General features: G+C 66.4%; 23 protein-coding genes and 1 tRNA gene. 19 read left to right on the top strand and 5 right to left on the bottom strand.

Annotated features, from left to right (window positions below; translation table 11 throughout):
* Positions 1-68 precede the first annotated feature (68 nt).
* Positions 69-1,400 (bottom strand): M23 family metallopeptidase, encoded by a 1,332-nt coding sequence (locus G7Y54_RS02335; protein WP_165076742.1) that lies wholly within the window; start codon positions 1,398-1,400, stop codon positions 69-71.
* Positions 1,401-1,624: 224 nt separating this feature from the next.
* On the opposite strand from G7Y54_RS02335, the gene G7Y54_RS02330 reads away from it, so the two are divergent.
* The 5 genes from G7Y54_RS02330 to G7Y54_RS02310 all read left to right on the top strand — a co-directional run bounded on the left by G7Y54_RS02330 (position 1,625) and on the right by G7Y54_RS02310 (position 5,245).
* A complete protein-coding gene (locus G7Y54_RS02330; RefSeq protein WP_241159329.1) occupies positions 1,625-2,251 on the top strand; it encodes a protein-L-isoaspartate(D-aspartate) O-methyltransferase in 627 nt (208 codons plus the stop codon).
* 40 nt (positions 2,252-2,291) lie between these two features.
* Positions 2,292-3,212 (top strand): Mrp/NBP35 family ATP-binding protein, encoded by a 921-nt coding sequence (locus G7Y54_RS02325; protein ID WP_165076738.1) that lies wholly within the window; start codon positions 2,292-2,294, stop codon positions 3,210-3,212.
* Between the two features lie 181 nt (positions 3,213-3,393).
* Positions 3,394-3,470, top strand: a tRNA-Arg gene (locus tag G7Y54_RS02320).
* 97 nt (positions 3,471-3,567) lie between these two features.
* On the top strand, positions 3,568-3,894 hold the full coding sequence (locus G7Y54_RS02315) for a metalloregulator ArsR/SmtB family transcription factor (RefSeq protein WP_165077952.1): 327 nt from the start codon (positions 3,568-3,570) through the stop codon (positions 3,892-3,894).
* 181 nt (positions 3,895-4,075) lie between these two features.
* Positions 4,076-5,245 (top strand): permease, encoded by a 1,170-nt coding sequence (locus G7Y54_RS02310; RefSeq protein WP_165076736.1) that lies wholly within the window; start codon positions 4,076-4,078, stop codon positions 5,243-5,245.
* A gap of 38 nt (positions 5,246-5,283) precedes the next feature.
* Here the strand turns inward: G7Y54_RS02310 and G7Y54_RS02305 are convergent, their stop codons facing one another.
* The gene (locus tag G7Y54_RS02305; RefSeq protein ID WP_206214872.1) at positions 5,284-6,186 is read right to left on the bottom strand and encodes a cation diffusion facilitator family transporter; all 903 of its coding nucleotides are present in this window, start codon (positions 6,184-6,186) and stop codon (positions 5,284-5,286) included.
* A 365-nt stretch (positions 6,187-6,551) separates the two neighbouring features.
* Here G7Y54_RS02305 and pgsA point away from each other — a divergent pair, with 365 nt between their 5' ends.
* The 14 genes from pgsA (at position 6,552) to rsmA (ending at position 20,605) form a co-directional block, all read left to right on the top strand.
* Positions 6,552-7,115: a CDP-diacylglycerol--glycerol-3-phosphate 3-phosphatidyltransferase gene (gene pgsA / locus G7Y54_RS02300; protein WP_165076734.1), complete on the top strand. Its 564-nt coding sequence runs from the start codon at positions 6,552-6,554 to the stop codon at positions 7,113-7,115.
* Complete coding sequence (locus tag G7Y54_RS02295) at positions 7,112-7,366, top strand: hypothetical protein (protein WP_165076731.1); 255 nt, start codon at positions 7,112-7,114, stop codon at positions 7,364-7,366. The genes pgsA and G7Y54_RS02295 overlap by 4 nt, the downstream gene beginning before the upstream one ends.
* A complete protein-coding gene (locus tag G7Y54_RS02290; protein ID WP_165076729.1) occupies positions 7,366-7,689 on the top strand; it encodes a septum formation initiator family protein in 324 nt (107 codons plus the stop codon). The genes G7Y54_RS02295 and G7Y54_RS02290 overlap by 1 nt, the downstream gene beginning before the upstream one ends.
* Complete coding sequence (locus tag G7Y54_RS02285; RefSeq protein ID WP_165076726.1) at positions 7,673-8,617, top strand: tetratricopeptide repeat protein; 945 nt, start codon at positions 7,673-7,675, stop codon at positions 8,615-8,617. Before G7Y54_RS02290 ends, G7Y54_RS02285 begins: the two co-directional genes overlap by 17 nt.
* Positions 8,618-8,678: 61 nt before the next feature.
* Entirely contained in the window at positions 8,679-10,199 is a 1,521-nt protein-coding gene (locus G7Y54_RS02280; RefSeq protein ID WP_165076724.1) for a hypothetical protein, read from the top strand.
* Positions 10,200-10,284: 85 nt separating this feature from the next.
* Positions 10,285-11,286, top strand: a complete 1,002-nt coding sequence (gene fbp / locus G7Y54_RS02275) for a class 1 fructose-bisphosphatase (protein ID WP_165076722.1) — start codon at positions 10,285-10,287, stop codon at positions 11,284-11,286.
* A 101-nt stretch (positions 11,287-11,387) separates the two neighbouring features.
* Complete coding sequence (gene tsaD, locus G7Y54_RS02270) at positions 11,388-12,449, top strand: tRNA (adenosine(37)-N6)-threonylcarbamoyltransferase complex transferase subunit TsaD (RefSeq protein WP_165076712.1); 1,062 nt, start codon at positions 11,388-11,390, stop codon at positions 12,447-12,449.
* 131 nt (positions 12,450-12,580) lie between these two features.
* Positions 12,581-13,831, top strand: coding sequence for an FtsH protease activity modulator HflK (gene hflK, locus G7Y54_RS02265; RefSeq protein ID WP_165076698.1), 1,251 nt, complete (start codon positions 12,581-12,583; stop codon positions 13,829-13,831).
* Entirely contained in the window at positions 13,828-14,676 is an 849-nt protein-coding gene (locus G7Y54_RS02260) for a protease modulator HflC (protein ID WP_165076695.1), read from the top strand. Before hflK ends, G7Y54_RS02260 begins: the two co-directional genes overlap by 4 nt.
* A gap of 19 nt (positions 14,677-14,695) precedes the next feature.
* Entirely contained in the window at positions 14,696-15,388 is a 693-nt protein-coding gene (locus G7Y54_RS02255) for a helix-turn-helix domain-containing protein (RefSeq protein WP_165076691.1), read from the top strand.
* Position 15,389: 1 nt separating this feature from the next.
* Entirely contained in the window at positions 15,390-16,532 is a 1,143-nt protein-coding gene (locus G7Y54_RS02250) for a lytic murein transglycosylase (RefSeq protein WP_165076689.1), read from the top strand.
* Entirely contained in the window at positions 16,529-17,779 is a 1,251-nt protein-coding gene (locus tag G7Y54_RS02245) for a beta-ketoacyl-[acyl-carrier-protein] synthase family protein (protein WP_165076687.1), read from the top strand. Before G7Y54_RS02250 ends, G7Y54_RS02245 begins: the two co-directional genes overlap by 4 nt.
* Entirely contained in the window at positions 17,776-19,419 is a 1,644-nt protein-coding gene (locus tag G7Y54_RS02240; protein WP_165076685.1) for an AMP-binding protein, read from the top strand. Before G7Y54_RS02245 ends, G7Y54_RS02240 begins: the two co-directional genes overlap by 4 nt.
* Before the next feature lie 355 nt (positions 19,420-19,774).
* Positions 19,775-20,605, top strand: a complete 831-nt coding sequence (rsmA, locus tag G7Y54_RS02235; RefSeq protein ID WP_165076683.1) for a 16S rRNA (adenine(1518)-N(6)/adenine(1519)-N(6))-dimethyltransferase RsmA — start codon at positions 19,775-19,777, stop codon at positions 20,603-20,605.
* A gap of 77 nt (positions 20,606-20,682) precedes the next feature.
* On the opposite strand, the gene G7Y54_RS02230 is transcribed toward rsmA, so the two are convergent.
* The 3 genes from G7Y54_RS02230 to G7Y54_RS02220 form a co-directional block, all read right to left on the bottom strand.
* Positions 20,683-22,341, bottom strand: a complete 1,659-nt coding sequence (locus G7Y54_RS02230) for a phosphoglucomutase (RefSeq protein WP_165076680.1) — start codon at positions 22,339-22,341, stop codon at positions 20,683-20,685.
* Between the two features lie 146 nt (positions 22,342-22,487).
* Positions 22,488-23,930, bottom strand: coding sequence for a DegQ family serine endoprotease (locus G7Y54_RS02225; protein WP_165076678.1), 1,443 nt, complete (start codon positions 23,928-23,930; stop codon positions 22,488-22,490).
* Positions 23,927-25,423 carry a 30S ribosomal protein S1 gene (locus G7Y54_RS02220; protein WP_165076676.1) on the bottom strand — a complete coding sequence of 499 codons (1,497 nt, stop codon included), beginning with the start codon at positions 25,421-25,423 and terminating at the stop codon, positions 23,927-23,929. The genes G7Y54_RS02225 and G7Y54_RS02220 overlap by 4 nt, the downstream gene beginning before the upstream one ends.
* Positions 25,424-25,487: the final 64 nt, after the last annotated feature.

Raw genomic sequence — 25,487 nt, 5'->3', positions numbered from 1 at the left:
CCCGTGCCATCGGGGGCTTTTTTCGGACACTTGGCCGAAGTTTCAGGGAAAGCCGGAAAAACCGGCGCCTAGCTGCCGGCGAAGAACTCCGCGCCGATGCGCTCCACGATATTGTCGCGAATCCACTTGGGGTCGATCCATTCCAGCGGCGTGACCTCGACGCCGCCCACGAGAATGCCGAAATGCAGGTGGTCGCCAAAGGCGAGGCCCGTGCTGCCGGTGCGCCCGATGACCTGCCCCTTGTTCACCACCTTGCCCGCCTCGGTGAGGATCTCGCTCAGGTGCGAATAGAGGGACATGACCCCGAGGCCGTGGTCAATGACGATGAGGTTGCCGTAAATGCCGAGCTCCGCGGTGAAGATGACACGGCCGCTGTTGGCGGCGGGCACCTCGGCATTGCGTACCGAGGCGAGGTCAAAGCCCAGGTGGTATGACTCGCCCACGAGCTGCCCTTGGTAACGGAAGAAGCGGTGGTCCGCGTAGCCGGCGCGCGCGGCGGAGCGCGGCAGCCGCAGGAAGGCCCCGCGCCAGAGGATGGCGGCGGCGGTGTCGCGGCTGAGTTCGCGCAGGGTCTGCACATTGGCCGCGCGAACCTCGTTGTTGATATAGAGGTAGCACTCCAGGGGATTGGCGGCGCCGGGCGCGAGGTGCCTGAGCTTGTTTTCCACCGCCTGCAGGAAGTTGTCCTTGAGGTCGATATTGTCGCTCTTGAACGTGCGCTCAAAGGCCATGACCGAAAGCCGGCTCTTGGTGGTGTTGCCGGCGAGGTCCGTGGCCGTGATCTCCACAGAATTCTTGTAGTCGCGCGCGGTCATGGTATACGGGAACGGGAAGAAGCAGAGATAGCTTCCGTCCTTCTGCAGATAGCCGGGCACGAAATAGCCGGCAATGAGCACGCCGCTGCGGCTGACCTCTTCATCAATGGTATAGCGGATGACCGCAGAGCCGCCGCGCCGCACATTGGGCGGCAGCGTCCTCACGGAGATGCGCGGCGCCTGGGTGTCCAGCCGCATGGGGACAAGCTCGGTGCGGGTATTGCCCTGGCCGAAGCCGGCGAGCGAGCCATCAGTGGCGCGGATCTCCATCTCGAATGCGCCCTCGCGCAACTGGGCGTCCTTGAGGGGGACGCTCACCGTGCGCTCGGGCAGATAGTCGTCAAAATGGCGGTTGAAAATGACATTGAGGACGTTGTTCTTGCGGATGCCCACCACCAGCGAGCGGATGCCCGCCGGGTCCTTCATGGTGACCTCAAGGACGGTGGCCGGCGAAACGCGGCCGGTGGCCGGCGTTATCTGGATGGTGGGGCCGTCGAGGTCCTTGAAAAACACATAACCGCCAACGGCCAGCGCGCCAATGACGAGGACCGCCAGCGCCATGGAAAGGATGCTTGTGGTACGCATCGGCAACTCCTTGCAACAGGCGTCAATGGTTGCACAGCGGCCTGTTTTTTTCAAGACGGCATGGCGCGCCGCCCCGCCGCGCGACCGCGCCGCGCATTGACTTGCGCCGGAAAATCTGTTCTCACTTCCGGCATATGTACAGTGGCAGACATCCGCATGCTACCGGAGAGGAAAGGCGTGCCCCGCGCGCGCCGCAGGTGGACCCCAGGCGGCTGCGGCAGCGCATGGTGGACGGCTTGGCCCGGCAGCTTGCGCAGCGCGGGGTGGAGGCGCCGGCCGTGCTTGCGGCCATGGGCTCTGTGCCGCGTCACCTCTTCGTGGAGGAGGCGCTCCGCGCGCATGCCTATGAGGACACGCCGCTGCCCATCGGCTTCGGGCAGACCATCTCGCAGCCGTCCATCGTCGCGCTCATGACCGCCATGCTGGGGCCAGAGCCGGGCATGCGCGTGCTCGAGATCGGCACAGGCTCGGGCTACCAGGCGGCCGTCCTCGCCGCCATGGGCTGTACGGTCTTTTCGCTGGAGCGCATGCAGAAGCTGCACAACGCCACGCGCAGCCTGCTGCACTCGCTGCAAATTTCCGCCGTGCGCACCTATTGCCGCGACGGCACCAAGGGGCTGCCCCTTGCCGCGCCCTTTGAGCGCATCATCGTCACCGCGGGGGGGCCCGAGGTGCCCGCGCCGCTGCTTGACCAGCTGGCCGAGGGGGGTATCCTTGTCATTCCGGTTGGCTCGCGGCCGCGCACGCAACGCCTCCTGCGGGTGCGCAAGCACCTCGGGCGCACCGATACCGAAGACCTGGGCCCCGTCATCTTTGTGGACCTTGTGGGCGACCACGGCTGGCGCCCATGAGCGCCAAGCGCCCCTCAACATCCAGCCATAAGGAACCGCCATGTCCTCCTGCTCCTCCTGCCCCTCGGGCGCGTCCTGCTCGCACTCCACCTCCCATGGCGGCGACGGCAACTGCAATGACCAGCTCGCCCTCCAGGACAGGCGCATCGCCCAGACCCTCGCCGGCATCCGCCACAAGATCTTCGTCATGAGCGGCAAGGGCGGCGTGGGCAAAAGCTCCGTCACCGTCAATACGGCGGCCGCCCTCGCCGCCCACGGGCACAAGGTCGGCATCCTCGATGTGGACATGCACGGGCCGAGCGTGCCCAACCTGCTCGGGCTCAAGGGCGCGGTGGAGATCGACCCGGAAACCGGGCTCATGCTGCCGGCCGTGTGCACGGACGATCTCTCGGTCATTTCCATGGATTCCTTTCTTGAGGACAGGGACCAGGCCATCCTCTGGCGCGGCCCCAAGAAAGCCTCGGCCATCCGGCAATTTCTGGCCGATGTCAAATGGGGCGCGCTCGACTACCTGCTCATCGACTCCCCTCCGGGCACCGGCGACGAGCACATGACCGTGCTGAAAAGCATCCCGGACGCCCAGTGCGTGGTCGTGACCACCCCGCAGGAGATTTCGCTCGCCGATGTGCGCAAGGCCATCAACTTCCTCCAGTACGCCGATGCGGCCATCCTCGGCATGGTGGAGAACATGAGCGGCCTTGTGTGCCCCAATTGCGGCACCGAGATCGACCTGTTCAAGAAGGGCGGCGGCCGCGAGCTGGCTGAAAGCTGCGGCATCCGCTTCCTGGGCGCCATCCCGCTGGACCCGGCCACGGTGGTGGCCGCCGACCGGGGCGTGCCCGTGGTGAACCTCGAAGGGAACTGCCCGGCCAAGGCAGCCTTCCTTGCGCTGGCGGACGCCATCGCCGAAGCCTGCGACAGCAGCCTCGAGGCCCTGTCGGCGCCTGCCACAAAGAAATAGCGGCTCGCGCTGCCCGATATACCGCCACCCTTGGCAAAAAGGCGTTGCACCACCGGGGCAGCGCCTTTTTTCATTTTCACCCCCCGGAACAGCCGAACCGGCCGGCCCCTAAGGGGGGGGCCGCCTTCCATTTCACAAAAACCTTGACAGCCGGGCTTTTCCGGCCTACCAGTACCGACGTGCGCTCGTAGCTCAGTTGGATAGAGCGATAGCCTCCTAAGCTGTAGGCCGCAGGTTCGATTCCTGCCGGGCGCACCACTCTCTCCCACCACCTGTTCAAGAACCCGCGTTCTTCTCAAGTCGCAGCACTGTGCAGTCCCTTTTTCAGGCAGGAAGCCGGTGCGGTGTGGATTCCATGCGAGAGCGGCATAAACGCTCCATCGCCGAGCAGGCAAAAATATTCAAGGCTCTGGGGCATCCCAGCCGCCTGCTCATGGTCGACGCCCTCCGCGATGGCGAGAAGTGCGTTTGCGAACTGAGGGAACTGGTGGGCGATGACATGTCCACCATCTCGCGGCATCTCGCCGTCTTGCGTGAAGCCGGCGTGGTCACGAGCGAAAAACGCGGGACGAGCATCTATTACCGCCTGCGGTTGGGCTGCCTGGACCAGTTTCTCCACTGCACAGCCGCCGCGGTTCAGCAGAAAGCACGGGAACAGCTCAAGGCAGTGCAGTCGCGGTAGGGCCCCTCCTTCCACGGCCCCGGCAGTCTGCCGCTTTCGGGAAAGGCATATCCTTCGAGACAGGGCCGGGGGTGCTCCTACGAAACTGGGCTCATGTGTACGGGATTATGCTGCGCGCGATACTTGACTTCCACTTCAATATTTTGCAATTTAGCCAAAAAGACAAACATCAGGGGTGCTCATGACTCCGCTTGACCCTCGTTTATCCTCGACCCAGAAAAAACCGGCACCGCCCGGCAACGAAGCGGCGACGTGCTGTTGTTCAAGGCCAGCGACGCGCCCGGGCGACACAGCTCAGGGTGCCGGAGGGAGGCGCCGGTATATCCTCAAGGCTGCGGCTGTCGCCCTCCTCTGGGCTTTCGCCTATTGCGCCATTGAGCCGGCTGCCCATTGGCTCGTCTTTTCCCTGCCCGGGCTCTCCCCCGGCTCGCATCTTGGTCAAGCGCTCGAATTTTTCTTCTATGATACGGCAAAAATCCTCTTGCTCCTCTTTGCGCTCATCTATGTAATAGCATGGCTGCGCGCTTCGTTCCATGTGGAGCACGTGCGCGCATATCTTGTAGGCAAGCGGCGCGTTCTCGGGTATTTTCTCGGGGCCCTGTTCGGCTCCATAACGCCCTTCTGCTCCTGCTCCAGCATACCCTTGTTCCTCGGCTTCACCACGGCGCGCATTCCTTTCGGCATCACCATGGCTTTTCTCATCACATCGCCGCTCATCAATGAAATCGCCGTGGTGCTCTTGTGGGGCCTCCTCGGCTGGAAATTCACCTTCCTCTATGTGCTTGTGGGCATCGTTGCGGGCATGGCCGGCGGCGTTTTCATGGATGCCATGAGGGCGGAGCGCTGGCTCCAGCCCTTCATCCTCGATGCCAGGCGCCTCCCTCCTCCCTTGCTCGCCCGCAGCGGGAAAAGCCAGAAGTTGGGCATTGGCCAGCGCCACGTCTTTGCCTGGGGCGAGATGCGCTCGATTTTCGCCCGCGTCTGGAAATGGGTGATCCTCGGGGTTGCCGCGGGGGCCGCGCTGCACGGTTTTGTGCCCGACAACTGGTTTGCCGAGCACCTCGGCGCGGGCCAATGGTGGACGGTGCCCGGGGCCGTGCTTCTTGCAATACCGCTGTATTCCAATGTGACGGGCATCGTGCCGGTGATGGAGAGCCTGTTGCTGAAGGGCCTGCCGCTCGGCACCACGCTCGCCTTCTGCATGAGCGCGGTGGCGGCGAGCATCCCGGAAGTCATGCTTCTGCGACAGATAATGACCTTCCGGCTTCAGGCGCTCTTCATCGGCTGCCTGTGGGTGATATTCACGCTCATTGGCTGGATCTTCAACAGCATCGGCCCCGTGCTGCTTTGACGCGGGGCGCCACACGCGCGGGGTTTTCCCTCCACGCGCTATGCCTGTGCTTTCTGCGCAGCGGCGGGCTCCATATGGATGCCCACATGCGTCTTCTCACCGAGGCGGTCCTTCAAGCGTTTCTCGAGCAGCGAGGCAATGTCATGCGCCTCACGCAAGGAAAGGCTGCCATCCAGTTTTATATGCGCCTCGATGGCGCGGTTCACGCCCATGCGCCGCGTACGCAGGCGATGGAAGCCGAGAACGCCCTCTGTTGAGGCGATGATGTGCTCGATTTCCGCCCTTTCCGCATCGGGAAGCGACTTTTCCATGAGTTCGTCGATGCCCGGTTTCATGAGCGAAAAGGCCATCACCACGATAAAGATGCTGATGAGGCAGGCAGCCAAGGGGTCAAGGATGCGCCAGCCCTCGCCCGGGAGCATGGCCCCGCCAATGCCGACGAGCGTCGCGATGGAGCTCAGGGCGTCGCTTCGGTGATGCCAGGCATTGGCCTTGAGCGTTGAGGAATCGGCCTTTCTGGCTGCCGCCATGGTATAGTGATAGAGCGTTTCCTTCACGATGAGCGAGATCACCGCCGCCGCCAACGCGAGGCCGGTGGGCGCCATGAGCGATTCGCCCCGCGCGAAGGCGAGGATCGTCCCCGCGCCGTCCCAGAACAGGCCAATGCCGGTGGCAAGCAGGAGGAGGCCGATGGCAACGGACGCCAGTGTCTCGAACTTGCCGTGGCCGTAGGCGTGGTCCTCGTCCTCGGGCTTGCCCGCCACCCGCAGGCACAGGAGGACGATGACATCCGAAGCGAAGTCGGAGAGCGAATGAGCGGCGTCGGCCACCATGGCCGAGCTGTGCCCGAGGATGCCGGCAATGAACTTGAAGGCCACGAGGAGCAGGTTGACGGCGCTCCCCGCCAGGGTCACGCGGCAAATATATTTTTCCCGATCCAAAATCAGCTCCTCAGGAAATGCGGTGGGGAAGACAGTGATGGCCGGCAGCGCAGGGGCACCCGAGGCGCCCTGCGAAACTCCTGCGCGCGTGCGTCACACGGCAGAGTGGTCTACATTTGGGCGAAACGCAACCGGCGGAAAGCCCTGAAGAAGAGAGGGCCGGCGGCCACATTTTGTCGGCGCCCTCGCACGCCGTTGCCTCACAACAGGGTCGGCTTCCACATCACAGGGGCGCGTTCCATGCCCCCAACCGCACAACTCCATGCACGCCCGGCTGTCGCCCGCGTTTTTCCTCTTTTCTCCTGCGTGGCTTTATGCTATGCCTCAAAGGAAGGCACACCCCCTATCAGCGCGAGCGAGAGGCAATGCTCAACCTTGCCAATAAAATCACCCTGCTGCGCATCCTCATGGCGCCGCTCGTCGTCGTCCTCCTGTATTTCCAAGGGCCGAAGCTCTGTATCGTGGCCGCGCTGGTCTTTATTTTCGCCGCCATCACCGACTGGATGGACGGCTATATCGCCCGCCATGCCGGCATGGTCACGAGCATGGGCAAATTCCTTGACCCCCTGGCGGACAAGGTGCTCATCTGCTCCGTGCTCATCATGTTCGTTGAGCTGGACTGGGCGCCCGCATGGGTGGTCATCGTCATCGTCTGCCGCGAGCTCGTGGTGACGGGCCTGCGCGCCATGGCCATCGACGAGGGCATCGTCCTCGCCGCCGACAAGTTCGGCAAGGCCAAGACGGTGCTCCAGATCGCGGCCATCATCCCCATCACGCTCCATTATCCCTTTTTCGGCCTCAGGCTCTGGCCCATCGGCGAGGCGCTGCTCTATGCCTCCATGGCCGTGGCCGTGTTCTCGGGCGTCAACTATTGCCGGTATTTCTACCGGCATGCCGCTGCCAGCGTCACTTCGGGAAAATCGGCATGAGCAGGTTGCAGATCCGCCTCAAGAACTGCATCCAGACGATCCTCGAGCTGGAACCGGGCATGCGCGCCGCCGGTGCGGGCCGCAGCTTTGACGAGGATTTCGCCTCCCTCAAGAGCTTCCTTACGCGCATCGACAGCATGAATCTGGCGGAGGAAGATGTCCGGCGGCTCGAAGGCGTCACCGGCACCCTGCTTGCGGAACTCGGGCATTCCCCCCGCTGGAACGCCCACGGCCAGCGGCTGCTGCAATAATGTTCTGGCGCGTCACCATCCTGCTCATTCTGGGTGTTTTCAACCTTGCCCTGTTCAGCCGCATGATATGGGGCCCCACCGGGCTTGTGGAATACCGCGACCTCAAGCGCCAGCACGCCGCCCTGCTCACCCAGATAAGCGACCTCGACGCCCAGAACAGGGCGCTCAGCAAGGATATCCGGCTCTTGCAGTCCGACAGCCAGTATGTGGAAAAAATGATCCGCCAGCGCCTGCACTACATGCGGGACAACGAGGTGCTCTACCTCTTTGGAAGCTCGGCCCAAACCAGCCCCGGAGCCCCGGCCCATGACGGAAAAGATTGAATGGTATAAAGAGGTGCTCGAGCTCGAGCCCAATTCCAAGGTCTTCTTCCCGCTCGCCCGGCTGCTCGCCGACGCAGGCCGCGATGACGAAGCCATCGCCGCTCTGGAACACGGCCTCGAGCGCCACAGCGAATTTCTGGAAGCCCGGCTCTTCCTCATCGAGCTTTTGTACAGGACCGGCCGGCAGGATGCCTGCGCGCGGCAGATAGAACGGCTGAGTGCCATGTTTTCCGCCTATGCCGGCTTCTGGCAGGCGTGGGCGGCCTGCCTTTCCGAAGTGGACGGCGAGGCGGACACGGCCACGGTGCTGCGCTTTCTGGCGGCCCACTTCGTTCACGGCCCGCTTTCGCTGCACGAGGTGCTCAACCGCGGGCTGGACAGCCTGGAGCAGGGTGGCGCCCCACGGGCAGCCGCCCCGGCCCGCGAACCCATGAAGCCCGCGGCAGCCGCGCCTAAAGCTCCGCCTGCGCCTGTCGCCGCGCCTGCGGAAGAGATCGTGGAAGAGCGCATGGAAGCGGCCCCGGCGGCCAGCGAAGTGAGCATTGAGGAAGCCGCGGCCGCTCCGCTGTGGGAAGGAGCGCCCGCTGAGGCCGCAAGCACCCTTTCGGCCGACACCGCGCATCCCGAGGATGACAGCGAGGAGCATTTCTCGCTCAGGACGCGCTCCATGGCCGAAGTGCTCGCCGAGCAGGGCGACATCCGCGGCGCGCTGGATATTTACAATGAGCTCGCGGCCGCGGCCACCCTCCCCGAGGAATGCGCGGACCTTCAGCACCGCATCGCCACCCTCACCGCGCGCCTCGGCCACCAGACCGAAGCGCCGCAGCCAGCCGCCCCCGCCGAGGAGGAGAACGGCCGGAGCACCGACCGGCTCATCAGCATGCTTGAGGCCCTTGCGGAACGGGTGGAGGCCAGGGCCAGGGGCTGAGCGGCCCTCCCTGGCGCACAAGGTATGGGAGAATCGGAGAATCACGGTGTCACATTTCTGTATGCGCGCTTTGCTCATCCTGCTCGCGGTGGGCGTCCTCTGCGGCTGCAACGCCTACCAGCCCACCAAGAATGTCTGGAAGACCACCAAGGGGCTCTGGAACACCTATGTGAGCCCGCCGGCCAGCGTGGACTATGAGGAAAAGGGCAACCTGCCGCCGCAGGCGCTCGCGCTTTCCACCGGCATGATCGGCATCGACGTGGAGCTGGGCAAACTTGAGCGCGTCATGCAGAACGCCGACAAGCCCCCGACCCGCGAATGGCTCAGCAATCTCTTCGCCACCTTCCCCTGGCTGAGCGGCTTCGCCGGCGTTAAGTACGACGGCACCATCCTCGGCCAGGAGCCGGCGGACGCCCTCAAGGAGCTCGACTTCATCCCCCTGCTCTACGAAGACAAAAAGCAGAACAGCCGCGCGCTCAGGGCCGATGTGCAGCCAAGCCCGCTGGGCCCCGAGATCATGCTCGCCACGCCGCTCTATGACGGGGTGGACTTCCTCGGCATCGTGGTCGCGTATTTCGACATGCGCGCCCTCATGCGCTATTCCGAGCACCCGGAGGACATGGTGGTGCTCTCGCCCGCGGCCCTGCTCTGGCCGGGCAAGTACGAGTTCGCGGCCACGCCCCTGGCCGGCCTCGACTGGAGCGAGATCGTCAAGCACAGCACCGCCGGCACCTGCACCAACGCCACTGGCTCCTTCTTCTATCTCGTGCGCTATCTGGGCAACCTGCCACTCATCTTTGCGGTGCCCGAAAAGGGCGACTTCCCCGAGGGCAATGGCGACGTGCAGCAGGGCGCCCAGTTCTTCCCGCAGGAGCGCGAAAAGCTGCCCCCGCCGCCCCTGCCCGAACGCACCAAAAAGGAGGAGGGCGCCGTGCCCGCCTTCGAGCCCCAGGCGCCCGACGCGGCGCTGGCGGGTGGCTCCGCCCTTGAGGGCGCCGAACCCGCCCCCACGCCGGCCGATGCGGTGTCCGGCGGTGAGGGCGCGCCCCGCACGGGCAAGGCGCCCAACGACATTGAGCCCGGCAGCCGCGACAGCGTGCTGCTCAAGGGCAAGGCCCGGGAGCGCCGGCGCGTGCAGGAGCGCCAGCTTGAAGGCGAGAACGTGCAGGTGGAGCGGGTCCAGCGGCCGCGGCGCCCGGCGGCGCCCAAGCCGCAGCGCCAGGCCCCGGCGCTGGAGCTCATCCCCGACGAGGAGATGCCGAGCCTGCCGGGCGGCAGGCCCAGCCCCTTCGGCCCGCGCGACGAGGAACAGGCGGCGCCCGCGCGCCCGAGCCCCTTCGGCCCGCGTGAGGCGGCAACGACGCAGGATGCGGCGTCGGCTGCTCCCGCCGAGGCCTCGCCCGCGCCCGAAGCGCCCGCAGCCCCTGAAACGGCTGCTCCCGAGGAGCGGCCCGCGGAGACGCCGCAAGCCACGCCCGAGGCGCCCGCGGAGAGTGCCGCGCCTGCGGAAAATTCCGGGTCCGAGTCCGGGCCGGCGCTGCTCCCCGGGGGCAGGCCGAGTCCCTTCGGGCCGCGCAACTGAGGAACTGTTGTCAAGGACGCCCGCACGCGACCCTGCGCGCGGGCCATGCCGGGCCATGGGCGCCCGGCCAACCAAGGAGGCTCTCATGGCTGACATTACGGTTACCGAGCACCTTCTCCTGCACCAGAAGCGTTCGCCCCACGCAACGGGCCAGTTCACCGGCCTGCTCTACGACCTCATCCTCTCGGGCAAATCCATCGCGCGGCGCATCAACAAGGCCGGCCTGCTCGACATTCTGGGGGGCACCGGCGAAGTCAATGTCCAGGGCGAGGATGTCCAGAAAATGGACGCCATCGCCAACAGGATCATGATCTACCGCATGGAGCGCTGCGGCGCGCTCTGCGCCATGAGCTCCGAGGAAGAGGCCGAGCTTATCCGCGTCGGGCCCGAATTTCCGCGCGGCGACTACATCCTCATCTTCGACCCGCTGGACGGCTCCTCCAATATCGACATCAATGTGGATGTGGGCACCATCTTCTCCATCCTGCGGCGCCCCGCCGGCAACACCGGCGAAGTGACCGTGGATGAGGTACTCCAGCCCGGCATCCAGCAGGTGGGCGCGGGCTACATCCTCTACGGCCCCTCCACCATGCTCGTTTTGAGCACCGGCCAGGGTGTGCACGGCTTCACGCTCGACCCGGGCGTGGGCGAGTTCCTGCTCTCCCATCCCGACATGCAGATCCCCGAGCAAGGCTATATCTATTCCGTCAACGAAGGCTACTGGCGCTATTGGGACCAGCCCACGCGCGAGGTGGTCAAGTGGTTCCACAATTGCGAGAGCCCGGACGGCAAGCCCTATTCCGCCCGCTATGTGGGCGCGCTCGTGGCGGACTTTCACCGCACCCTGCTTCGCGGCGGCATCTATATGTACCCGGCCGACCAGCGCAAGCCCGAGGGCAAGTTGCGGATGATGTGCGAGGCCAACCCGCTGGCCTTCCTCGCGGAGCAGGCCGGGGGCAGGGCCAGCGACGGGCGCCAGCGCATCCTTGAGAAAAAGCCCGACCGGCTGCACGCGCGCACGCCGCTCTTCATCGGCTCGCGCAAGGACGTGGAGGCCGTGGAGCGCATCTACGCCGAACAATCCTAGCCCGCCTCACCTCTTCCTGAACGGATTTCCGCCCTCCTCCCCGTCCTGAGGGCTCCGGGTGGGGGGCGGAACTTTTCGCGCCCGCGCATTTTCGGTTGAGCATGCTCGTTCTCGGTATCGAAAGTTCCTGCGATGAGACCGCCCTCGCCCTCGTGGAAGCGGGGCGCCCGCTGGCCTCGGTGCTCGCCAGCCAGGCCGATATCCACGCCCTCTTCGGCGGCGTCGTGCCGGAACTGGCCTCGCGCGAGCATTACCGCTACATGGGGCCGCTCTTTGACGAGCTCATGCGGCGCGCGCGCCTTGAGCCCGCCGCCATCGACCTTGTCTGCGCCTCGCGCGGGCCCGGGCTGCTCGGCAGCCTGCTCGTGGGCGTGGGTTTTGCCAAGGCCCTCGCCCTGGGCCTCGGGGTGCCCTTCCTCGGCGTCGACCACTTGCACGCGCACCTGCTGGCAGCGGGCATCGACCATGACCTGGCCTTCCCCTCGCTCGGGCTGCTGGTCTCGGGCGGCCATACCCACATCTACCGCATGGAGGCGCCCTGGCGCTTCCTCACCCTGGGCCGCACCCTGGACGACGCCGCCGGCGAGGCATTTGACAAGGCGGCAAAGCTCGCGGGGCTCCCCTATCCCGGCGGCGCGCTGCTCGACAGGCTCGCCCGCACGGGCGACCCGGGCGACATCGCGCTGCCCCGGCCCTATCTGGACAACGACACCCTTGATTTCAGTTTCAGCGGCCTCAAGACCGCGGCAGCCCTCTGGCTGGAAAAGTCCTGCCCGGAGCGGTGGCCCAGGCCCCTGCCCTCCCCGGAGGAAGCCCCAAAGGCCCTGCGCGATTTCTGCGCCGCCTTCAACGAGGCCGTGGTCGACACCCTGTGCGCCAAGACGGAGCGCGCCCTGCGGCGGAACCCCGACATCCGCACCCTCGTCCTGGCCGGCGGCGCGGCCGCCAACAGCCTGCTCAGGGAGCGCGCGGCGGCACTCATGCGCGCACGCGGCGGCCGCTGCCTCGTGCCGCCGCCCAGGCTTTGCACCGACAATGCCGTCATGACGGCCTACGCCGGCTGGCTGCTCGGGAAGGCGGGTTATTTCCATGACCTCGCCATGGAGACCATCCCGCGCGGGCGCAAGATCCCCGAGGACATGCTGCGCGCGCCGGGGCCCTGAGCGCGGCGCCGCGGCCGCAAGGCGGCTTGCTTCTTGACCGTCAAGGCCGTGTAGCCTATAAATAACCCTCTTTGCAGCGGTTTTGCGGCGCCCCGGCGCCGCCCCACCAGCAGCCAAGGATCATCTCCATCATGAACTGGGATTGGGACAAGCTACAGGAAAAGCGGCAGCGCCAGCAGGGCGCCCAGCGACCGCCGCGCCGCCCGGAAGAGCCGGACGGCGACGACGTGGAGGCCGGCCGCGAAAAGCCGCGCAACCAGCGTTACCTGCTCAACGAGAGCCGGGGTGGCGGCCCGAACAACCCCTTTGAGCGCCTTTCCCGCTTCAAGCTGCCCAACGGGCGCCTCGTGCTGCTCATCGGCATCGCCGCGGTGGTGCTCTGGCTGCTCTCCGGCATCTATATCGTCAATCCCGACGAACAGGGCGTGGTGCTCCGCTTCGGCCGCTATGACCGCACGGTGGATCCGGGGCCTCACTATGCCCTGCCCGCCCCCTTTGAAACGGTCTACAAGCCACAGGTCACGCAGGTGCTGCGCAGCGAGGTGGGCTTCCGCTCCGTTGGGCAGTCCGCCACTTTCCAGCAAGGGCAGGTGCGCACCATCGCCGAAGAGGCCTCCATGCTCACTGGCGACGAGAACATCGTCAATGTCCAGTTCAGCGTGCAGTACAAGATCAGCGACCCGGTGCAATATCTCTTCAACGTCAGCGCGCCCACGGCTCTCGTGCGCAACGCTGCCGAAGCGGCCATGCGCGAGGTCATCGGCAACAGCGAGATAGATTCCGCCATCACGGACGGCAAGCTCAAGATCCAGAGCGAGGCCACCCAGTTGCTCCAGCACATCCTCGACCGCTACGGCGCGGGCATCCAGATCATCGCGGTGCAGCTGCAGGACGTGCACCCGCCCAAGGAGGTCATTGACGCTTTCAAGGACGTGGCCAGCGCCCGGGAGGACAAGAGCCGCATCATCAACCAGGCTGAGGCCTACCGCAACGAGCTTTTGCCCAAGGCGCGCGGCCAGGCAGCGGCCATGAAGAACCAGGCCGAAGCCTACAGCGCCACCCGCGTGCGCCACGCGGAGGGCGACGCCGAGCGCTTCGACGCCCTGCGCGTGGAGTATGACAAGGCGCCCAAGGTCACCAAGCAGCGCCTTTATTACGAGACCATGGAAGACATCCTCTCAGGCTCCGGCGAAAAGGTGCTCATGGACGGCGCGGCTGCCTCCAAGGCACTGCCGTACCTGCCGCTCCCGAGCCTGAGCGCGCCCAGGCTGCCCGAGGGCGCCAGCCCCGAGCGGCGCGCCGCGCCCGAAGTGCGCCAGCAGGCGCAGCCCGCACCGGGCGCGGGCACTTCGGGCCAAGCCCCGGCAGGAGAACGGCCATGAAAAAAAATCCCTTCCTGCTCGTGGTGCTCATCCTTGCGCTCGCGGCGCTCGGCAGCCAGTGCTTCTTCACCGTGCACCAGACGCAGAAGGCGCTGGTGCTCCAGCTGGGCGAGCCGCTGCCCGAGGTCTACGGCCCGGGGCTGCATTTCAAGCTGCCCTTCGTCCAGAACGTGGTCTATTTCGACTCGCGGGTGCTCGACTACGAGGCCCGCTCCCGCGAGGCCTTCACCGTGGACAAGAAGGCCATCGTGCTCGACAACTATGCCCGCTGGCGCATCATCGACCCGCTCCAGTTCTACCGCACCATGCGCACCATACCCGGCGCGCAGGCGCGCCTCGACGACGTGGTGTATTCGCAGTTGCGCGCGCTCGTGGGCGCCTACACGCTGACGCAGGTCGTTTCCTCGCACCGCGCCAACATCATGAAGGAAGTGACCGACAAGGTCTCGGAGCTCATGAAGCCCTTTGGCGTGGAGGTACTGGACGTGCGCATCAAGCGCACCGACCTTCCGCAGGAAAATCAGCGCGCCATCTTCGAGCGCATGCGCGCCGAGCGCGAGCGGCAGGCCAAGCAGTACCGCTCCGAGGGCGAGGAGGAATCCACCCGCATCCGCTCCGACGCCGACCGCCAGCGCGCCCTCATCCTCGCCGAGGCGGCACGCGAGGCCCAGGTGGAGCGCGGCCGCGGCGATGCCAAGGCGGCCGCCACCTATGCGGGCGCCTACAGCAAGTCGCCGGATTTCTACGCCTACCAGCGCTGGCTGGAGGCCATGCGCAAATCCTTCAAGGAAAACAGCAAGATGGTCCTCACCAACGAAGCGCCGCTGCTCAACCTCCAGCAGTAGCGGCGTCAGGAGTTCTGGCATGTCCTCATTTGCGGAAATATATGGCCGTATCACGCTTGCGACCAATTGCCGGACGCAAATGGAACTGGCCGAAGTGCTCGACATCCGCCAGTCCAGCATTTCTGACGCCAAGCGGCGCAACTCCGTGCCCGGCGACTGGTACATGAAGCTTTTTGAGAAGTTCGGGCTCAATCCCGACTGGCTCAAGCAGGGCATGGGCCCCATGTACCTGCGCACCGAAGAAGGCTATGCCCCGCAGGACGCGCCGGCCTTCCTGGCGGAAAATACCGCCGTCTACGGCGACGACCAGGCCAAGCACCTCGTGTGCACCGAATTTGCCATGCCCGCCGTCTGGGAGGACGCCGGCGACCGGCCCGAATTCACGCCGCAGGGCAAGATCTCGCTGCCGCTTTCGCTGGTACGGCCGGGCGTGCTCGTGTTTCGCATGCGCGGAGACAACATGGCCCCGCTCATCTCGCAGGGAGCCCGTTTCGGCGTGGACACGCGGGAGAACGCCCTCACTTCGGGCAAGATCTATGCGCTGTTCGCGCCCAACGAGGGCCTTGTGCTGCGCCGCATCTTCCTTGACGGCGCGCAGACGGGCTACCTGCTGCGCTCGGAGGCCCCCGAATTTCCTGAAACGGTGCTTGCGCCGGAGATCCTGCGCCAGCGGCTTCTCGGGCGCGTGGTCTGGACGCTGCAGGAGTTCTAGCATGGCGGCGCCGCACTTCCGGCACATCCTGCCCCCTGCGCCCGCCGCGCAAGGGCGCCTTGCGGCGGCGCGGCGCCCGGCTGACCTGCTCGCCCTGATCCTCGCCTGCGCGTTGCTTCTGGCGGCCTGCGGCAGCGCGCGCACGGCCAAGGGGCCGGACATGGCCGACCCGGCGGAAGAGGCTCTGGCGGCCGCCTCCTCCGCGGCTGCGGACGAGGCAAGACCCCATACCGAAACACTCACCGCGGACGGCCCCGCAGGAGGCATGGCTCCCTGCTGGCAGCCGCTGGCCGCGCGCCTTGCGGCCGACGGCCTTTCCGGCCCGCGCGTGGACGCCCTCCTTGCGAGGCTCGCGCCCACGCCCACGCAGTCGCCCATGGGCCGCAAGATCCGCGAGCTGTACCGCCGCCGCTTCCTGCCGCGGCCGGCGACGGCCAAGCCCGCGCCCCAATATTACAAGGGCGTGGTCACCGCGGCCAATGCCGCGCTCTGCCGCGACTTTATCGCCGCGCACGAGGGCGCCTTTGCCGCCGCGGACGCGCGCTACGGCGTGCCGCCGGCCATCGCGGCCTCTCTGCTCTTTGTGGAGACGCGCCTTGGCAAGGTGCTCGGCGATGTGCCGGAAAACGCCTTCTACACCCTCGCCAGCATGGCGGTGAGCACCACGCCGCAGGACATCAGCCAGTGGCTCCCCCAATTGCCCGGCTATGAGAAGCACATGCCCTGGCTCACGGAGACACTGCACAAGCGCGCCGACTGGGCCTACAAGGAAACAAAGGCCCTGATGGAGCACATGCTCCGCGACCGCATCGCTCCCGAGGGGCTGCCGGGCTCCATTTACGGCGCCGTTGGCCTGTGCCAGTTCATGCCCTCCAACATTTCCACCTATGGCGCCGACGGCGACGGCGACGGCCGCGTGGACCTCTTCACCGCGCCGGACGCCATCGCGAGCCTCGCCCACTATCTTGCCCGCCACGGCTGGAAGGCCGGGCTTTCCCGTGAACGCCAGCACGCCCTGCTCATGACCTACAATCACTCCCGCACATACGCCAATACCATCCTCGCGCTGAGCGACCTTGTGGCCCAAGGGCCGGCGGCGGCCGCTGCGGCCCCAACCCCCTCGGTTTCGGAGCCCCGGCCATGAGCGCAAGCCGCATCGTCATCACAGGCATGGGCGCCGTCACGCCCCTTGGCATCGGCGTGGCCGACTATTGGCGCGCGCTCATTGAGGGCGTATGCGGCGTGGACGTGCTCACGCGCTTTGACGCTTCCCTGCTTCCCGTGCGCATCGCCGCCGAGGTGCAAGACCTCCCCGAGGATGACCTCCCGCGCGCCGTGGCCCGCAATGCCGCGCGCTTCATGCGCTATGCCTTCGTGGCCGGCGCGGAGGCGCTCGCCCAGAGCGGCCTGGACATTGCGGCCGCCCCCGAAAGGGTTGGCATCACCATGGGCACCGCCCTCGCGGGCATCGCCGAGGCCAGCGCCGGCGAAGCGGCCTTCCTCGGCAGCAAGACGGGCAAGGTGAGCCCGCACTTCGTGCCCATGATCATCGGCAACATGGCGGCCGCGCACCTTGCCATCCATTACGGCATCCACGGGCCGGGCATGACGCTGGAGACAGCCTGTTCCGCCGGCGGCGACGCCATCATGACCGCCGCCATGCTGCTCAGGGCCGGCGAGGCGGACGCCATGCTCGTGCTCGGCGGCGAGAGCATCCTCTGCCCGAGCGTGGTCTCGAGCCTCGCCCAGGCGCGCGCCCTCTCCCGGCGCAACGACGCGCCCAAGGCCGCGTCCCGCCCCTTTGACCGGGACCGGGACGGCTTTGTCATCGGCGAGGGCGGCGGCGCGCTGGTCCTTGAGACGCTGGCCCACGCGCGGGGGCGTGGCGCCCGGGTGCTCGCCGAGCTGGCCGGCTGGGGCAACAGCCTCGACGCCCACCACATCACCGCGCCCGACCCCACGGGCGAAGGCGCTGCCGCCTGCATGCGCGCGGCCCTTCGGCGCGCCGGGCTTGCGCCCTCCGCCATCGGCTATGTCAACGCGCATGGCACCTCCACGGGCCTGGGCGACATCGCCGAGACAGTGGCGCTCAAGAAAGTTTTTGGCGGCGTGGACACGGCCCCGCCCGTGAGCTCCACCAAGGGCGCCACCGGGCACCTCATGGGCGCGGGGGGCATCACCGAAATCATCGCCTGCATCATGGCCCTGCGCGAAGGCATCCTGCCCCCGACCCTCAACCTCGACACGCCCGACCCGCAATGCGACCTCGACTACGTGCCGCGCACGGCGCGGGAAGCGCGGGTGGACGCGGCCATGTCCAATTCGCTGGGCTTCGGAGGCCAGAATTCGAGCATCATCGTCACGCGGCCCGCAGAGGAGATTTCCCAATGACGCATACCTATGACGTGGAGCAGTTTCGGGACAATTTTGAGCACGAATTCACCTGGCTGAACGGTTTTATGCGCAATGTGGGCCGTTTCGGTGATCACCGTGCCCTGTATGCTCCCGACTGTGAGCGCCGATGGACCTACCGGGAGCTCAATAAGGATGCCAACCGGCTCGCCCACGCCCTCAAGGCCGATGGAGTTGGAAAGAACAGCGTCATCATGTACATGCTCTTTAACAGCCCGGAATTCGTGTTCGCCTACCTTGCCGGGCACAAGCTGGGCGCCATCGGCTGCCCGGTCAACTACCGCCTTTCCGCCGGGGAGCTCGCGCTGCTCATCGACGACAGCGAGCCCGCGGTCTTCATCTATGACGCCGCCTTTGCCCCGGCAGCGGAACAGGCACTCGCCATGGCCGCCTTCAAGCCCGGGCGCGTGGTGGTGGTTTCCGAGGCCGCGGCCCCTCACGCCGCCCCCGGCGCGACCGCGTATGCCGACTATGTGGCCGGCCAGCCCGAGACCGACCCCGCACCGGGCCACCGCAAACATATCTATGACGAGACCACGCGCCTCTACACCTCGGGCACCACGAACCGGGCCAAGGCGGTGCCCATCAACGACATCAACGAGGTGCTCTCGGCCCACGACGTGCTCATGCACTTCCCGCTCAACGCCAATGACCGCACCATGAACATGACCCCGTGGTTCCACCGGGGGGGCCTGCACTCCGGGGGGCCCACGCCCACTCTCTATGCGGGCGGCGAGGTGGTCATCCTGCGCGAGTTCAACCCCCGGCGCTGCCTCGAACTCGCCGCGAAGGAGCGCGTCACCTTCCTTATCGGCGTGCCTTCCATCATCGCGCTCCTGGCCCGCGCGCAGGAGCGCGCCCCGGTGGACCTTTCCGCCCTGCGCGGCATCGTGACCATGGGCAGCCCCTTTGAGAAAGCCGCGTGCGAGCGCTACATGGAGCTTTTCACGCCCAACATCTTCAACGGCTACGGCACCACCGAGACCTTCTGGAACACCTTTTTGCGGCCCTATGACCTGCCGGAAAAGGCGGGCAGCGCCGGCATGTCCTGCACGGACGACGATGTGCGCCTGGTGCGCATCCTGCCCGATGGCGCCCACGCCGAACCCGATGACATGGTTGCCAAGGATAATCTGGAGATCGGCGAGATCATCATTCGCGCCCCAGCCAAGTCCGCCGGCTGCTATGTGAACAACGAGGAGATGTCGCGCCGCAAGTTCTACAAGGGCTTCCACTATACGGGCGACATCGGTACCTGGGACAAGAACGAATTTGTCACCGTGGTCAGCCGCAAGGACGACATGATCATCTGCGCGGGCGAAAACATCTATCCCACCCAGATCGAGGCCGCGCTCAACGAGCACCCCAAGGTGGCCGAGTGCGCGGTGGTGGGGCGGCCCGACCGCCTGCACGGGCAGTGCGTGGCCGCCTATGTGGTGCCGGCCGACGAAAGCCTCACCGTGGAGGAGCTGCGCGCCCATTGCGCGGCACACCCCATGCTGCCGCCCTTCAAGCGGCCCCGTTTCTATGAGCTCGTGAAGGAGCTGCCGCATACGGCGACGGGCAAGCTCTTGCACTACAAGGTGCGCGAGCAGGCGGAGCGCGACGCCCAAGGCTAAGGGGCACGCGCGCGAGCGGCGCGAAAAAGATTTTTGCGCAGGGCTGAAATTTTTTCGCCAAAAGCTCTCAACTTTTTCTGGTAGGCGCCGATAGGAGAGCATAAGCAAGGCGCGGTCCGCCCCTTTCAGCCATGGGGGCGCCCCGGCGGAACCCAGAGGTTCCCACCCGCCCCGGGGATCACGCGCCGCTCGATGCCTCTGGCATCCGGCCCGCTTCCCGTTGTCGCCGCCCCGGCTTGCGCCCGCCGTTTTGCACGGTTCGCGCACCGGGGCGGCATGGTATTTCCGGCCCGCCGCGCGCCTTTGCCGGCTGGCGCGCCGTTCTCCAGGCATCAATACGGACCCACTCTGCCGCATGAGCCCCGCCGCCCCAGAAGCGCCGCGCGCCAAGAAAAGCCTTGGCCAGCATTTTCTCCGTAATGAGGGGATCTGCCAGCGTATCGCGGCCCTGCTGCGCCCGCAGGCCGGGGACACAGTGCTTGAGATCGGCCCGGGCCCGGGCGCCCTCACGCGCGCGCTGGAAGCGCAGCCGCATGAACGCCTGCTGCTGCTGGAAAAAGACCGTTATTGGGCGGCGGAGCGCCAGCGCGAGGCGGCGGCCGGAACACAGGCCGTGCTCATGGACGCCCTTCGCTTCGACTGGCGGCGCCTTTCGCCTGAGGCCGGCTGGAAGATCGCGGGCAACCTGCCCTACAATGTGGCCTCGCCGCTTATCTGGGACATCGTTTCGCAAAGCGGCGCGGCCCGCTGCGTCTTCATGGTGCAGAAAGAAGTGGGCCAGCGGCTTTGCGCCGCCCCGGGTTCGCGCCAGTATGGCGCGCTCTCCGTGTGGGTGCAGGCCTATAGCCGGCCGCGCCTCGAATTTATCCTCGGGCCCGGGGCCTTTTCCCCGCCCCCCAAGGTGGATTCGGCCGTCCTGTCTTTCACGCCGCTGCCGCAGGAGGCCCGGCCGCGCCATCCGGCCGCGCTGGAGCGCCTCTTGCGCACCTGCTTTCAGCAGCGCCGCAAGCAACTGGGCGGCGTTTTCGCCCGTGCGGGCCTGGCTGAGCTCGCCGGGGCGCTCCCGGAACTCGGCCTTTCGCCACAACTGCGGCCCGAGGCGCTTTCTGTGGCGGATTTTCTGCGCCTCTCCGCCCTGCTGGCGGAGATGTCAGGCGCCGAAAGGCCGGTTACGCCAGGGAAATGACCGATGACCGCGCACAGAAAAGCCGCCCGGCCATTGCGCCGGGCGGCTTTTTTGCGTTGTCTATCCCCAAGGCTCGGCTATTCCGCGCCTTCGCCTTCCTTGAGCAGCTTTTCCAGGAAGTCGATGGCGTCCTTTTGCAAGGCTGTCAGGTAGTCCTCGCCCTTGAAGCTCTCCGTATAGACCTTGCAGATGGCCTCGGTGCCCGAGGGGCGCACGGCGAACCAGCCGTCCGCGCTGCTCACCTTCACACCGCCGATGGGCGCGTCATTGCCGGGGGCGCGGGTGATGACGCTCGTCACCGGCGAGCCGCCCAGGGTCTTGAGCTTCACCTGCTCCGGCGTGAGCGCCTTGAGCAGGGCGCGCGTCCTGTCGTCGGCCGGGGCGTCGAGGCGCTGGTAGATGGGGTCGCCCACGATCTTCGTCAGGTCCTTGTAGACCTCGCTCGGCGACTTGCCTTCCTTGGCCATGACTTCCGCAGCCAAAAGGCACATGAGCGGGCCGTCCTTGTCCGTGCTCCACGGGGCGCCGTCAAAGCAGAGGAAGGACGCGCCCGCGCTCTCCTCGCAGCCCATGCCGCAGCGGCCGCTGAAGAGATAGGGCACGAACCACTTGAAGCCCACGGGCACTTCCACCACCGGGCGGTGCAAGTGCTCGCCCACGCGGTCCAGCGTGGCGCTCGTGACCACGGTCTTGCCGATGCCGCGCTCGGCCGGCCAGCCGGTGCGCGTGCGGAAAAGGTGCCACGCGGCCACGGTGAGCGAGTGGTTGGGGTTCATCAGTTCCTGCCGGGTGACGATGCCGTGCCTGTCCGAATCCGGGTCGCAGGCGAAGGCCAGGTCGAAGTTGCCGCGCATTTCAAGCAGGCGGCTCATGGCATAGGGCGACGAGCAGTCCATGCGGATCTGTCCGTCCTTGTCCAGCGGCACGAAGCGGAAGGTGGGGTCCACCTCCTTGTTGACCACGGTGAGGTCGAGCCCGTAGGTCTCGGCGATGGGCTCCCAGAGGGGCAGGCTCGCGCCACCCAGCGGGTCAACGCCGAGCTTGAGGCCCGAGGCCGCGATGGCCTTCATATCGAGCACCTTGGGGAGGTCATCCACATAGGCGCGGGTATAGTCGAACTCCTCCACGAGCGGCGATTTCCTCGCCTCCCGCAGGTGCACGAGCTTCACCGTGCGGTTGCCGGACTCGAGGTATTCGTTGGCGCGTTTTTCAATCCAGCTGGTGACATCCGTCTCCGCCGGGCCGCCGTGGGGCGGATTGTACTTGAAGCCGCCGTCGCGCGGGGGGTTATGCGAGGGCGTGATGATGATGCCGTCGGCAAGGCCGCGCTCGCGCCCGGCGTTCCAGCGCAGGATGGCGTGCGACACGGCCGGCGTGGCCGTATAGGCGCCGTCCTTGGAGATGCGCACATTGACGCCATTGGCCACCAGCACCTCGAGGGCCGAGCGGAAGGCCGCCTCGGAAAGGGCGTGCGTATCCCCGCCGAGGAAGAGCGGGCCGTCGATGCCCTTGGCGCCGCGATAGTCGCACACGGCCTGGGTGATGGCGTAGATGTGCTCCTCGTTGAAGGTATGGAGCAGCGAGGAGCCGCGATGCCCCGAAGTCCCGAAAGACACACGCTGCCCCGGGATCTTGGGATTGGGAAATTCGGTATAGTAGGCGCTCATCAGCGCGGGGATGCGCTCGAGTTTTTCGGGCGCGGGCAGATGACCGGCATCACAATGAACAACGGGCATGGTCCACCTCCTGAAGATGCTCTGAAGACGCTGCCAAATTTTACGCCGGAAAGCCGCCAGCCGCAAGAGGCGCCGACCGCGCCCTTAAAAACACAGGGGACGCCCCTGAAGGCGCCCCCTGAAATCATGGTTCGGGTGAAAGACCGCTACTTGCCGATGGGCACCGCGCGGAAATAGGTGTCGCCGTGCCGCTGGATCTGGAGCATGACGGCCCCGCGTTGCACGCCCACCTCCTTGACGATCCTGGAGAGGTCGGCCGCGCTGTTCACGGGCACCTGGTTGGCCTTGAGGATGACATCGCCGGGCTGGAGGTCGGCCTCGGCCGCGGCCTTGTCCGGGTCAACGCTGACGATGAGCAGGCCTTCGTCCTTGGCGATCTTGAGCTCCTTGCGCTCCTCCTTCTTGAGCGGGCGCACGGAGAGGCCGAGCAGGCTTTCGTCCTGCTGCTTCTGGCCGTTCCCGTCCTTGCCCATGGCCTGCGGACTCTTGCGCTCACCAAGGGTGACGGTGATCTCCTGGGTCTTGCCGTCGCGCCAGACGGTGAGCACCGCGGTGCTGCCCGGGGCCTTGTCGGCGATGGCGCGAAGGAGCGCCGCGGAGTCGTCGATATTCTTCTTGTCCACGGCGATGATCACGTCGCCGTCCTGCACGCCGGCCTTGGCGGCGGGCTCATTTTCCATGACGGAGCCAACGAGCGCGCCCGCAGGCTCCTTGAGGCCCAGAGCCTTGGCGGAATTTTCGTCAACGTCCTGGATGGTCACGCCGATCCAGCCGCGGCTGATCTTTTTGCCGTTCTTGATCTGGTCGATGATCTTGGCGGCCATGTTGCTCGGGATGGCGAAGCCGATGCCCTGGCCGCTGGCGATGATGGCCGTGTTGATGCCCACCACCTGGCCCTGCATGTTGAGCAGCGGGCCGCCGCTGTTGCCGGGATTGATGGAGGCGTCCGTCTGGAGGAAGTTGTCAAAGGGGCCGGAACGGATATTGCGGCCCTTGGCGGAGAGGATGCCCGCCGTCACCGTGTGGTCGAGCCCGAAGGGATTGCCGATGGCCAGCAGCCACTCGCCCACCTTGAGGTCATCGGAATTGCCGAACACGAGATAGGGCAGCGGATTCTTGGATTCCACCTTGAGCAGGGCGAGATCCGTCTCCTCGTCGGAGCCGATGAGGGTGGCCTTGAAGTGCTGGCCCTTGCCGTTGCGCTCGTCGAGGGTGACGTGGATGACATCAGCCTCGGCGACCACATGGTTGTTGGTCACGATATAGCCGTCGGCGGAAACGAGGAAGCCCGAGCCGAGCGATTTCTGCTTGCGCTGGGAGCGCTTCCCGCCGGGGGCTTTGCGGCCCTTGCGATCGCCGAACTGGTCAAAGAATTTCTCGAAGCCTGGCGGCATGTTACGGAACATTTCGCCAAAAAAGTCCTCGGCGCCGGCGGCCGAAGCCTTGCGCTCGGTGCCGATGTTGACCACAGCCGGGCCGCACTTGGCCGCAAGCTCGCTAAAATCCGGGAGATCCGCCGCAAGGCCCAGGGAGGCCGTGCCCAGAAAGGCCACAGCCAGAAGGGCCGCAAGGCATTTTTTCATGCTCATGAACGCTCCTTGGAAGATTTTTGCATAGCCTTTTGCAAAGCCTGTGCCATGATTCCCGTAACAGGAGCGCCCGACACGGCGTGCTGCTTCCATCCGCCCCCGCCGGCGCCGCGCGGGCCGGCGCCCGCGGCCTGCGGGTCATTGTCGGCGCCTTCATAGGTGAGGCTGATGCGGCGCGCGCCGCTGTCAATGTTTTGGACGACAAGGGTCACGCTGTCGCCCTTGTCCAGCTTGGCGAGCTCGGGCTTCTTGCTGTTCTTGATGACGCCGGCAGGCAGGAGGCCCGTGATGCCCGGGGCGAGCGTCACAAAAAGGCCGTACTGGCTGCGGCCCTCCACCGTACCCTCCACCGTGGCGCCCACGGGGAAGCGCTGCTCCGCGTCCTGCCAGGGGTCGCCCTCGGCGTCGCGCAGGCTCAAGGCAATGCGCCGCGTCTCCGGGTTCACGTCCTTGACCTTGACGGAAACCTCGTCGCCCACGGCGAGCACGTCTTCCGGCTTGTTCACGCGCTTGGCCCAGGACAGTTCCGAAATATGGATGAGGCCCTCCACGCCCGGCAGCACCTCCACGAAGGCGCCGAAGGGCGCGAGGCGACGCACCTTGCCCTGCACGACGCTGCCCGCGGCGAGGCGCGCCGGCACATCCTGCCACGGGTCGCCCTCGGCCTGCTTGCGCGAGAGCGAGATGCGCGTCTGGCCTTTTTCATTGGTGGTGATGCCAAGCACCTTGACGCGCACCGGGTCGCCCACGGAGACGGCCTCCTCGGCGCTTGCCACGCGCGACCACGCGAGCTCCGAAAGGTGGATCATGCCCTCCACGGCCGGAGCAAGCTCCACGAAGGCGCCGAAGGGCGCGAGCCTCGTGACGCGGCCCTCCACCATGTCGCCGGGCTTCAGCGTCTCGAGGAGCTTTTCCAGGCTCTCGCGCCGCTCGCGGTCGAGGAGAGCGCGCCTTGAGACCACGATATTGCGGCCGCGGTTTTCCACGCGCGTCACGAGGAACTGGAGGGTACGCCCCACCGGGCCTTCGCCGTCCGAGGCCGCGGCGTCCATCTGGCTGCCCGGGCAGAAGGCCGACTTGCCCAGCACCTCCACAAGGTAGCCGCCCTTGCAGGTGCCGGTGACACGTCCTTCCACGGGCACGCCGGCGTCCCGGGCCTCTTCCAGCGCGGCGACGCCGCTGCCGCTCATGGAGCGGGACAGCACGATGCCCTGCGGGCTCGCGGCCACCACCCAAGCCTCCACGGTCTCGCCGGGGCCGGCGATCTCCTTGCCGTCGGCATCCAGCAGGTCCTTGCGGTCCATGATGCCGTCTTCCTTGAGGCCCACATCGACAAAAACATTCTCGCCTGTCACGGCGATGATGGTGCCCTTCACCTTCTGGCCGGGCTGCACCTGGCCGGACGAGGCCTCGTCATGCGCGGCCAGGAGGGCGGCAAAATCTTCGCCGCCGTCTTCGGGCGCGGGGCTGTTGCGCTGTTCCTCTGTGGTCATATGGTATGCTCCTTGAACTCGCAGTGGAGAATGAAGTCGCTGATGCTACCGCACCTCACGCCGA

The sequence above is a fragment of the Desulfovibrio sp. ZJ746 genome (genome assembly GCF_011039155.1).
GTDB lineage: Bacteria > Desulfobacterota > Desulfovibrionia > Desulfovibrionales > Desulfovibrionaceae > Desulfovibrio.
Note: the sequence above shows the minus strand (reverse complement) of the source record. Positions and strands in the feature narration are given on the sequence as shown.